The 10,756-nt window shown below is 37.2% G+C and carries 9 protein-coding genes and 1 pseudogene; 8 read left to right on the forward strand and 2 right to left on the reverse strand.

Annotation, left to right across the window (positions count from 1 at the left end; genetic code table 11):
* Positions 1–133: 133 nt before the first annotated feature.
* Complete coding sequence (locus HMPREF2574_RS10080) at positions 134–925, reverse strand: LysR family transcriptional regulator (RefSeq protein WP_081333914.1); 792 nt, start codon at positions 923–925, stop codon at positions 134–136.
* 422 nt (positions 926–1,347) lie between these two features.
* On the opposite strand from HMPREF2574_RS10080, the gene HMPREF2574_RS03100 reads away from it, so the two are divergent.
* The 6 genes and pseudogenes from HMPREF2574_RS03100 (at position 1,348) to HMPREF2574_RS03125 (ending at position 7,629) form a co-directional block, all read left to right on the forward strand.
* Positions 1,348–2,586 (forward strand): MFS transporter, encoded by a 1,239-nt coding sequence (locus tag HMPREF2574_RS03100; RefSeq protein ID WP_070241702.1) that lies wholly within the window; start codon positions 1,348–1,350, stop codon positions 2,584–2,586.
* A 186-nt stretch (positions 2,587–2,772) separates the two neighbouring features.
* Complete coding sequence (locus HMPREF2574_RS10805) at positions 2,773–2,895, forward strand: helix-turn-helix domain-containing protein (RefSeq protein ID WP_003042193.1); 123 nt, start codon at positions 2,773–2,775, stop codon at positions 2,893–2,895.
* Positions 2,889–3,095 (forward strand): type 2 periplasmic-binding domain-containing protein, encoded by a 207-nt coding sequence (locus HMPREF2574_RS10810; RefSeq protein WP_024053117.1) that lies wholly within the window; start codon positions 2,889–2,891, stop codon positions 3,093–3,095. The genes HMPREF2574_RS10805 and HMPREF2574_RS10810 overlap by 7 nt, the downstream gene beginning before the upstream one ends.
* Before the next feature lie 143 nt (positions 3,096–3,238).
* Entirely contained in the window at positions 3,239–6,538 is a 3,300-nt protein-coding gene (locus tag HMPREF2574_RS10525) for a Cna B-type domain-containing protein (RefSeq protein WP_180363982.1), read from the forward strand.
* 383 nt (positions 6,539–6,921) lie between these two features.
* Positions 6,922–7,128, forward strand: a pseudogene (locus tag HMPREF2574_RS03120) (cupin domain-containing protein); the annotation flags it as partial.
* Positions 7,129–7,143: 15 nt separating this feature from the next.
* Positions 7,144–7,629, forward strand: coding sequence for an NAD(P)H-binding protein (locus HMPREF2574_RS03125; protein ID WP_070584475.1), 486 nt, complete (start codon positions 7,144–7,146; stop codon positions 7,627–7,629).
* Between the two features lie 236 nt (positions 7,630–7,865).
* Here HMPREF2574_RS03125 and HMPREF2574_RS03130 read toward each other — a convergent pair whose 3' ends face one another.
* Positions 7,866–8,774: a LysR family transcriptional regulator gene (locus HMPREF2574_RS03130; RefSeq protein WP_004224921.1), complete on the reverse strand. Its 909-nt coding sequence runs from the start codon at positions 8,772–8,774 to the stop codon at positions 7,866–7,868.
* Between the two features lie 194 nt (positions 8,775–8,968).
* Here HMPREF2574_RS03130 and HMPREF2574_RS03135 point away from each other — a divergent pair, with 194 nt between their 5' ends.
* Together HMPREF2574_RS03135 and HMPREF2574_RS03140 are read left to right on the forward strand one after the other, a co-directional pair.
* A complete protein-coding gene (locus HMPREF2574_RS03135; protein WP_024051633.1) occupies positions 8,969–9,775 on the forward strand; it encodes a dihydroorotate dehydrogenase electron transfer subunit in 807 nt (268 codons plus the stop codon).
* A gap of 9 nt (positions 9,776–9,784) precedes the next feature.
* Entirely contained in the window at positions 9,785–10,723 is a 939-nt protein-coding gene (locus tag HMPREF2574_RS03140; protein WP_024051632.1) for a dihydroorotate dehydrogenase, read from the forward strand.
* The last annotated feature ends 33 nt before the right edge of the window (positions 10,724–10,756 follow it).

Below are 10,756 nucleotides of genomic sequence, written 5' to 3' on the forward strand. Positions count from 1 at the left end.
GAAAAAGCCTAACTTTTTATTTTGATTGAGTTGGGCTTTTTCATCTTATTCAGTTTTAATATTAGAACGATATTGAGTTGATTAATAATCTTATTTTATAGTGAATATATCTTGTTTTTTTCATGAGCATGGACTATTTAGTTTTCACCAACTCCTGTAAAATAGCTTTGTTCTTCTTCAAAACGGAAATGTAGAAAGTCTTGGTAGCTTCTTTGTCCGAGATAGGAATCTGGATACGTTGGCTATTTACAGTGGATTCTTCAGTGTTTTGTTGAGTAATATTGGTAGAAAAAGTTGGTAATGCAGAAGCATTTACTAAATCAACAAAGGCTGCCCGATCTTTTTGAACAATAAACTTTGTTTGCGTCAGTTGATTGACTAATGGCTGCCAAATGCCTAGATCCGAGCGCAGCAGCATAGTCAAATTAGCCAATTCTGCAAGCTTTATCTCTTTTCGTGTGGCATACGGGTGAGTCAAGGGAACGGATAAGTAAAGTTGCTCCATGAAAAGATCCATGGAAAGAATATGCTCTTTTTTGATAGGATAGTCTGTTACAATGAAGTGAACGTTTTCATCGTCCAGAGCTTTCTCCAATTCGTCATTCGTCTTTTGCTCAATTTGAATGTGTTGCTCCAAGCCCTTTTCTTTTATACGACTTTCCAGTTCAAAGATGGCTCCCGGTGCATTAACACCACCAAAAATAATACTTTCTTTTAATGCAAAATGTTGTACATCATCGAGAAATTTTTGTTTTTGTTTCAGGAATTTTTGGGTTAGTTTAACTGTTTGATGACCGGTTTCCGTGAAACTTAATTTATTTTTTCTTCGCTCAAAAAGAATAACTCCCAATTCATCTTCAAGCATTTGCATATTTCGAGTTAAGGATGGCTGAGAGATGAGTAGGACGTCGGCTGCTTTAGACAAGGTTCCCTCCTATGATAAAACAATGAGTTGCTCCAAGTGTTGTAAATTCAGCATGATGTCTCCTTTTTGAACAATGAGTTGGACAGCTTTGACTATAGGTAAAATGAATACTAGTATCATCTATCGTTATTGTACAATTTTTTATTTATCTTGTAAAATGAGAGTAGAGAGCAGTACAAGTCGTTCAAAACTATTTTTTAAAAGCTCTTGACAAATCTATTTATCTATCTTATACTTAATACAATTAAATACAACTTTAATCATGTCCTGTGAGGCATAAAAGTAATCGTTAAAATGGATTAGTGCGCTAATCTACTATTTTGCTGTAAACTTTTGGCTCAGGATTTCCTGAGCTTTTTGATTTTTAAGGCTGTATTCAATTAATAAATGTAGTCTGTGAGCTACGATTAAGGAGAATGTGCATGTCTTTAGACAAAAATAATAAGCGAGCATTAGTTGCTGCAATTGTTGCATCAGGAACAGACGACTTAAATGTCATGTTCTTAGCTTTTTCGATGTCGTCTATCATTTCAGAATTGGGCGTTACAGGAGCCCAAGGGGGCTGGATTGCAACGATTACCAATCTAGGAATGTTGGTTGGTGGTTTGCTCTTTGGCATACTGGCTGACCGTTATCACAAGTTCAAAGTCTTTAAATGGACGATTGTTATTTTTTCATTGGCGACAGGACTGATTTACTTTACACAAAATATTTATTATCTCTATCTCATGCGTTTCATTGCTGGGATAGGTGTTGGCGGAGAGTATGGAGTTGCCATTGCGATCATGGCAGGAATTGTTCCTGTTGGAAAAATGGGACGCATTTCATCTCTGAATGGAATTGCAGGTCAGATTGGTTCTATCACTTCAGCACTTTTAGCAGGTTGGTTAGCGCCGGCACTTGGCTGGAAAGGCCTTTTCCTCTTTGGACTTGCGCCTATTGCTTTGGTTTTGTGGATGATGCTAGCGATTGACGATGATCATATCCGAGATAATGGGAATGTGAAATTAAAAGCAGAAGGCCGCCAGTCTGTTAAAATGAGTGAATTGTTTAAAACACCAGCTCTAACAGCTCAGACGGTAGCACTGATGGTCATGACGACGGTACAAATTGCTGGGTATTTTGGGATGATGAACTGGCTTCCGACCATTATCCAAACAAGCCTGCATATTTCTGTAAAAGATTCCTCACTTTGGATGGTCTCAACGATTTTGGGAATGTGTCTGGGAATGCTCACTTTCGGTCAAATCCTTGATAAATGGGGACCAAGATTTGTTTATTCAATCTTTCTTTTAGCTTCTTCTATGTGTGTTTACCTCTTCCAATTTGCCAATTCAATGCCGGCCATGATTATCGGCGGTGCGATTGTCGGTTTCTTTGTAAATGGAATGTTTGCGGGCTATGGCGCGATGATTACGAGATTGTATCCAGCTCATATTCGCTCCACGGCTAATAATGTCATCTTAAATGTCGGACGAGCAATTGGAGGCTTTTCATCTGTGATTATTGGGAAAATTTTAGATGTTTCAAGTGTCTCAATGGTTATGATTTTCCTAGCAAGTCTTTATTTGATTAGCTTTGCTGCCTTGTGGACGATTAGGAACTTAAAAGCAGAACGTTACACACAATTAGGAGAAGAATTAGTCGTAAAAGAAGCGTAATATACCAAGTTTTAATGAAAGTCTGTTCATTTGAATGACAGGCTTTTTGCATTTCATGATATAATGAAATCAGGCAAGTATAGGAGGAAATGGGATGAATTTTAAACAGCTGTCGTATTTTCAGGATATTGTTCGTACAGGAGTTTTACAGAAGCAGCAGAAGAAAATTTTATTTCGCAATCGGTCATGTCCCAACAGATGAAGTCGCTGGAAGAGGAGCTTGGGGTGATCCTTTTTGAACGCAAAAATCGCGGATTTCATTTAACGAGAGCTGAGAAATTTTTTATCAAAAAAGTCAACGGTTGCTAGAAGATTATAATGGCTTGGTAGCTGATACACAAGTTTTGACAGGAACACAGCCAGTTTCCATGCGGATAGGTCTATTGTGGGGAATGACAGAAAGCGTACTGCCCCAGATTTTAGCTGAATTCAAAGAGCGTTTTCCAAGTGTTCAGTTGGAGATCATGGTAGGAAGTCATGAAGAGATTGGCACGGAGATGGATGTTTAAGTCTATTAGATTATTTTGCGAAATATTAAAAAGTTTGTATTGTATTAATGACATATGGGGCTTGTAATAAAGTGATTTATGTCATATAATATATTCGTATAATTACATTAAATAAGTTGATATGTAATGGAAAAGAGGCAATTATGGTTAAAAGAAACAGAAAAATGGGATTCCTTTTATCTATCATGTTGGTGTCACTGCTATTTTTAGGGCATCTGGTTTCAGGATATACAACATTTGCGGATAATCAAGGCGAAAACAATTCTGAGGATAATGAATACAGTCTTAATCTCAGATTGTTTCGTCCTGATTTTTCCGATTTTGATAGCATATTTGCAACATACACAAATTATTGGTTGAATGACCCTGAACAAAAGGTTTTTGACCGAGATGAATGGGCATTAAAAGATTTTCTTGTTGAGCATGAGCTTCATATAGAGGGAGAAGCAAATACAGTTGTAAAAAATATGACATATACGGCAGAGAGCTACAACTGGGATGGAAATATATCCTTTGAAGATATAAAGATTCCATACAACAAGGTAGAAGTAGAATATTATAATAAAGATGACGGAAATCCGGTGGAGCCATATCTACTTCATTATGATTTATATCTTAAAAAAGCCGATGGAAAAATGATTCTGAAAATTCCAAGACTTGCACCAAAGGCAACATATACAGGTTCAATCGAAGATGCAAAATTGATTACTGTAAAAGAAATTAAAATTGGCGAAGCTGATCCTGAAAGGAACAATGTATATTTAGATGGTGTTTCAGGCGATGATAGCTTAGACGGGAAATTGGGCAGAGCTGTCAAATCTTTTGCTCGGGCAAAGGAAATAGCTACTAACAATCAGAAAATAAAGAGAATTATCGTAGTTGGAACAACATCTATTGCGGGGGATATATCTCTAGCTGGAACAAATGCAAAAATACTAAGAGGAAAAGACTTCAACAAATATTTGTTGAAGGTGGGAGCTGGTAAAAAGGCAACCTTAACTGATATAACAATTGATGGAAATTCTGACGAAAATATTGGTATCGAAAATTCCCTTGTAAGCCTTGAGGATAAATCAGAGCTGAATATTGGTAACAATGCTATATTAAGAAATAACAAAATAAAGGACATTCAGAATACTGCAACACGAGGTGGCGCAGTTAATGCTTCAAGTGCAACCATAAATATGACTGGTGGAAGCGTTGAAAACAATCAAGCAACATATGGTGGAGGAATTTATTTATATAGGTCCATAATGAATTTTTCCGGTGGAACTGTTCAAAATAATAAATCGAATTTAGTCATAGACTATGATTATGGTGAACAAAAATATTCGGCAGGTGGTGGAATACTTGCAAATGAGGGATCTACTATAAATATGTCCGCTGACGCAAAGGTATTAAATAATTATGCGAACGAAATTGGTGGTGGAATAAGTTTGGGTTCAAATCAATGGGGAGCTTCAAATATCTTAAAAATGAGTGGTGGAACAATTGATGGTAATACAGCAGGTTCAGCTGGTGGTGGAATTTTTGTTCAAGCAAAGTATTATAGTGGGGGTGCTTCCAAGGCTTATATTGCTGGAGGAAGAATTACCAATAACCAAATGGATGCCAGTGGAGTTACCGACAAAATGTTCGGCGGTGGTGGAATTTATGTAAATGGTGCGAATAATAATTATAATGTTCAAGGCGCTAACGGTGAGCTTTATTTAACTAATGTAGTAATTACTGACAATGAATCCAAATATGAGGGAGCGGGATATGCTTCTTGTCCAATATCAAAAACTAAAATTTATGTGACAAATGGTGCTGCTATATATGGAAATAAGACTGAATCAAATGTTAATGAAATTTATATTTTATGTAATAAGTATCTAGGGCTTCATGGGGGTGATCCAGAATATGATATTTCCAAAAGGATGTTAGGAGGAGTAGCATACAATTGGAAAAATAAGGACAATTCTCCTTTAGCTGAAAGTAAGCATAAAGGTATTCTAAGTAAGAATAATGAATATATAGCTTTACACACAGATGAAAAAGGTAATGAATTAACTTCAAATCTCGAAAAAGTATTAATTAGTGGCAACAAATCAAATACCCGAGGTGGAGGTATTGGTAGCAATGGTACTGTTACTATAGGTACAGAAGGAACGACAAGTGTGTCGGTAGAAAAGAAATGGATAGATGATAATAACGTTAATCAAAAGCACCCAGAATCAGTTACGGTTAAATTAATTGCCAATATCGAAAATAAAGAATATGAAATTGAAAACAGACAATTAAGTGAAAAAAACAATTGGAAAACGACTTTTACTGATTTACCTACTAAAGCGGGTGAAAAAGATATAACTTACTCTATAAAGGAAGTTAAAGTAGATGGGTATACTGGGAAAATCACAGGAACAGCTAAAGATGGATTTATAGTTACTAACACTAGAATACCCGAAAAGACAAGTATACAGGTAACAAAGGCTTGGGAAGATGGAAATAACCAAGACGGAAAAAGACCAAACAGTGTAAAAATCAAGTTACTAGCCGATGGAAAAGAAGTAAGTGGAAAGACATTAACTTTAACAAAGGCAAACAGCTGGACAGGATCGTTTACAGACCTTGATGAGTATAAGGACGGAAAAAAGATTGAGTATACAATCAAAGAAGACTCTGTCGGAAAAGGTTATGTAAGTGTAATTACTGGAAGTATGAAAGAAGGCTATAAGGTAACAAATACAAGAGAACCTGAAAAGATAAAAGTAGAAGGTAAAAAGACTTGGAATGATAAAAACAATCAAGACGGAAAGAGACCTGAAGAAATCACAATCAATCTGTTAAAGAACGGAACAAAGATAGATTCAAAGGTTGTTAAGAAGTCAGATGATTGGAAATGGAAGTTTGAAGGACTTGATAAGTACGAAAACGGACAAGAAATAACCTATACCATTTCAGAAGAAGCAGTAGAAGGATACTCAACTGAAATCAACGGATATGATGTAAAGAACTCTTACACACCCGAAAAGACAAGTATACAGGTAACAAAGGCTTGGGAAGATGGAAATAACCAAGACGGAAAAAGACCAAACAGTGTAAAAATCAAGTTACTAGCCGATGGAAAAGAAGTAAGTGGAAAGACATTAACTTTAACAAAGGCAAACAGCTGGACAGGAACTTTCACAGACCTTGATGAATACAAGGCAGGCAAAAAGATTGAATACACAGTCAAGGAAGAAGCTGTAGGAAATGGTTATACAAGTGTTGTTACAGGAACAGCTCAAGACGGTTATGTAGTAACTAATGTTAGAACACCAAATGTACCGCCTGAAAAACCAAATAAAGAATTACCAAAAACAGGAGATGGAATGAATTTATCTTTATATGGGTGGCTTGTGTTAATATCAGGTTCTTTGCTGTTACTTATTGGATATATACGCAAAAAATATATAAAGTAGCAGAAGAAATGATAATAACTATTAAATAAACATACTTTAAAATTAAATAAAACACACAATAAATATAGATTTTATTATTGTTGTCGGAGGACTTTTTACGGAGTATCCAAAATTTTTGAGGGTTTTCCCAACAACAATGAGGGGCTGACCTAAAATTATCCAAAATTAATTAGGGGACAATCTGAGGGGCGACTATATGTAAAATAAAAACCACTAGTTCAACTAGTGGTTTTTATTAATACTTATTTACAGACTTTTTATCATACTCTCTTAATAATTAATAAATATTTTAAGAGACTTTAGTCAAGTCTCTTTTTTATTACCTTAAAGGTGGGTGCATTTTTATTTGTATTGTGTAATTGTATCCATTTCATAGTCCGAATGAAGGTTGGTACCAAGAAGAAGGAAAAGAAGCCGTTAGTTTATCTGAAGGCTCTGTGGTTGTTATTCCAGCTAATGTAAAACATTGGCATGGTGCGAAAAAAGATTTTTGGTTCAGTCATATAGCGCTTGGTGTTCCTGGGGAAGATTTATCAAATGAATGGTGTGAAGCCGTCTCAGACGAGGAATATCATCAATTAAAAGATTAGAAAGTTACTAATAGCATGAAGAAAGTTCTTATTTTAGGAGCCAATGGGCAAATTGCTCGTTTGGTGATTTCAAGATTATTACAGGAAACAGATGTACATTTGACGCTTTATTTGCGAAAAAGTGCTCGTTTACAGTCACTTGCAGGTGAACGAGTGGATGTTCTTGAAGGGGATGTCAATGATTTTGCAGCCTTGACAAAAGCTATGAAAGGTCAAGATATTGTCTATGCCAATCTCGGTGGAAAGTTTGAGCCTATGGCAGCAAATATTGTTAAAGCAATGGAAGAAAATCAAGTTTCTCGTTTGATTTATTTGTCTAACAATGATTTTGCTAAGGTGGGAGAATTAACAGAAAAAGGGGAGTTTTACAAGGGAACAATCATTTCAAGAGTAAGTATTGCGGATTTGATTGTTCGTATCATAAAAGAACCGTCTTTACACAGTTATGCTAGTCTAGGCATTTCAAAGCCAAGAACAGACGGCGATAGACCTATGTATTGAAGAAAATAGCATAAACCTATGGTAAGAAAGTTTGTGCTATTTTTAATTGCATGATTTTATTCCATTTTAAATGATAGGATAACAGTTTATCGCTACACAGAGAAATGAAAATGCTAGAAAAACTCCCAACGCGATACAATAAAGGTGTTCAAGCCTATTGTAAAGCGACAGGAGAAAATATAGCATAAAAAATTTCATTGTTTATCACATATAAGAGTGGAACATATGATTATGATTTACTTATCAAATTGAACTTCTTCTAACAGGTACTCAATGAATTTATCCCCCATTTTAGACAAGCTAGCTTTTTCGTGTTTGATATAAACTAGCTCAATAGGGTCATCAATATCTAGCGGAATGGAAACAATATTGTCACCGTTGAGATTGCTGTTGAGAATACCAGTTGCGATAGTGTAACCGTCAAGACCGATTAAAAGATTGAAAAGGGTTGCTCGGTCACTGACAACGATGGATTTTTTATGGTGTTCTTGGGATAGGATTTCTTCTGAAAAGTAAAAGGAATTGTGGGTGCCTTGGTCATAGCTCAGATAAGGAAAATCTTCTAGATCAGCTAATTGCACCAGTTTTTTCTTTGCTAGAGGATTGCTCTTGCTGACAAAGATATGGGGCTGTGCGGTAAAGAGATGAGTGGCAATCAAGTGATTGTCATCTAGCATTTTGGAGAGGACATCGCGGTTGTAGCTGTTGAGAAATAGAACACCAATTTCACTACGGAAATTTTTGACGTCATCAATGATTTCCCAAGTTCGGGTTTCCCGCAGGAAGAGCTCGTACTTTTCCATGTCACTCTTTTTGAGCAGAGATACGAAAGCATTGACCACAAAGGCGTAGTGTTGTGAGGAAACGCTGAAAAGTTCTCGGTTAGCAACGGGATTTTTATAACGTTCTTCCAGCAGCTGGGTTTGCTCTACTACCTGACGAGCATAGGAAAGAAATTCCATGCCGTCCTTAGTTAAGGTAATGCCCTTGGGATTGCGGATGAAAATCTCAATACCCATTTCATTTTCCAAATCACGCACAGCATTAGACAGACTTGGCTGGGTGATGAATAATTGTTTGGCAGCTTCGTTCATACTGCCCGTTTCGACGATTTTGATAATATAATGTAATTGCTGAATTCTCATAAGCCTATTTTATCACATTAGCATTGACAAAACACTTGTTAAGTTGTAAAATATGTTAAATTTAACCTTTAAGAAAGTCCAGCGAGGCTTCCAAGGTTTCAGGTGAAGGAAGAGTGGGAACAAGTCTGCTCTCTATTTTCGTGAGGCCTTGCGTGTGTATGCGAGGTCTTTTTTGGTAAAGAAATGAGGTAGAAATGGTAAGTAGTTCGTGTAAGAAAAGATTCGGAAAAATCATGTTGGAGAAGATGAGCATTGTGCATCAAGAGGAAATTGCTCCGCGAATTTTTGCTATGGATTTAAAAGGGGAAATGGTTATCCAGATGAAGGCTGGGCAGTTTCTACATATTCGAGTCCCAGATGATACGAAGCTTCTACGGCGACCTATTTCAATTTCAGAGATTGATAAAGAGAGAAAAATCTGTCGGATTATTTACAGGATAGAAGGAGCAGGCACAGAAATTTTTTCTAAATTGAAGAAGGGTTTTCAGTTGGATGTCATGGGTCCTCAAGGAAATGGGTTTGATTTATCTGGTTTGGACATTGAAGATACAGCCTTAATCATAGGAGGCGGTATTGGTGTTCCGCCTTTACTACAAGTAACAAAAGAATTACATAGTAAAGGGGTCAAGGTCACTTCGGTTTTTGGATTTGCAACAAAAGCCGCCGTTATTTTGGAAGAAGAGATGAAAAAATACGGTCGTGTCATCGTAACAACAGATGACGGTTCTTATGGTCGCAAAGGCTATGTTTCCTCTGTTGTGAATGAGTTGCCAGAAAGTTTTACAGCGGTTTATGCTTGCGGTGCCCCTGGTATGCTCAAATATGTTGATGAAACATTTCGTAGTCATCCGCGAGCTTACATTTCTATGGAGTCACGAATGGCTTGTGGAATGGGGGCTTGCTATGCTTGCGTACTTCATGTGGCTGGTGAGGATCAATCAGTCAATAAGCGTGTCTGTGAAGACGGTCCAGTTTTTGCGACTGGCACAGTCTTGATGTAGGAGGTGAACATGTCGAAAAATCGTTTAGCAGTTTCTCTTCCGGGATTGGAACTGAAAAATCCAATCATTCCAGCTTCGGGCTGTTTTGGTTTTGGTCAGGAATATGCCAAATATTATGACCTAGATGTGCTTGGCTCAATCATGATTAAAGCAAGCACGCAGAATCCTCGTTTTGGCAATCCGACACCGCGCGTGGCGGAAACACAAGCTGGTATGCTCAATGCTATTGGTTTGCAAAATCCTGGTGTAGATGTGGTGTTAGCAGAAAAGCTTCCTTGGTTGGCTCAACATTATCCTAATCTGCCGATTATTGCTAATGTTGCTGGATTTTCTAATGAAGAATATGCTTTTGTTGCGGGAAAAATTTCTCAAGCACCAAACGTTAAAGCAATCGAACTCAATATTTCTTGCCCTAATGTGGATCATGGCAATGGAGGATTATTGATTGGGCAGGTGCCGGATTTGGCATACGAGGCTGCGAAGGCAGCAGTAGATGTATCGGAAGTGCCGGTCTATGTGAAATTGACACCTAGTGTAGCAGATATTACGCAGATAGCTATAGCAGTTGAAGCTGCAGGAGCAACGGGCTTTACTATGATTAACACCTTGGTTGGCATGCGGTTTGACTTAAAAAGCAGAAAACCCATTATTGCAAATGGAACGGGTGGGATGTCAGGTCCTGCTGTTTTTCCCGTTGCCTTAAAGTTAATTCGTCAGGTAGCCCAATCCAGCAGTTTGCCAATCATTGGTATGGGTGGAGTAGATTCAGCAGAAGCAGCCATTGAAATGTTTATTGCGGGAGCATCAGCTATTGGTGTTGGCACGGCAAATTTCACTGACCCTTATGCTTGTCCTAATATCATTGATAACCTACCTAAAGTTATGGATAAGTATGGCATTGAAAGTTTGGAAAGTCTGCGAGCAGAAGTCAAGGGAAATTTATTTTAGTTTGATCTAAGTGGTAAGAGTTTGTAGAATTAG

This window comes from Streptococcus sp. HMSC034E12, assembly GCF_001835915.1.
Taxonomy (GTDB): Bacteria; Bacillota; Bacilli; order Lactobacillales; family Streptococcaceae; genus Streptococcus; species Streptococcus vaginalis.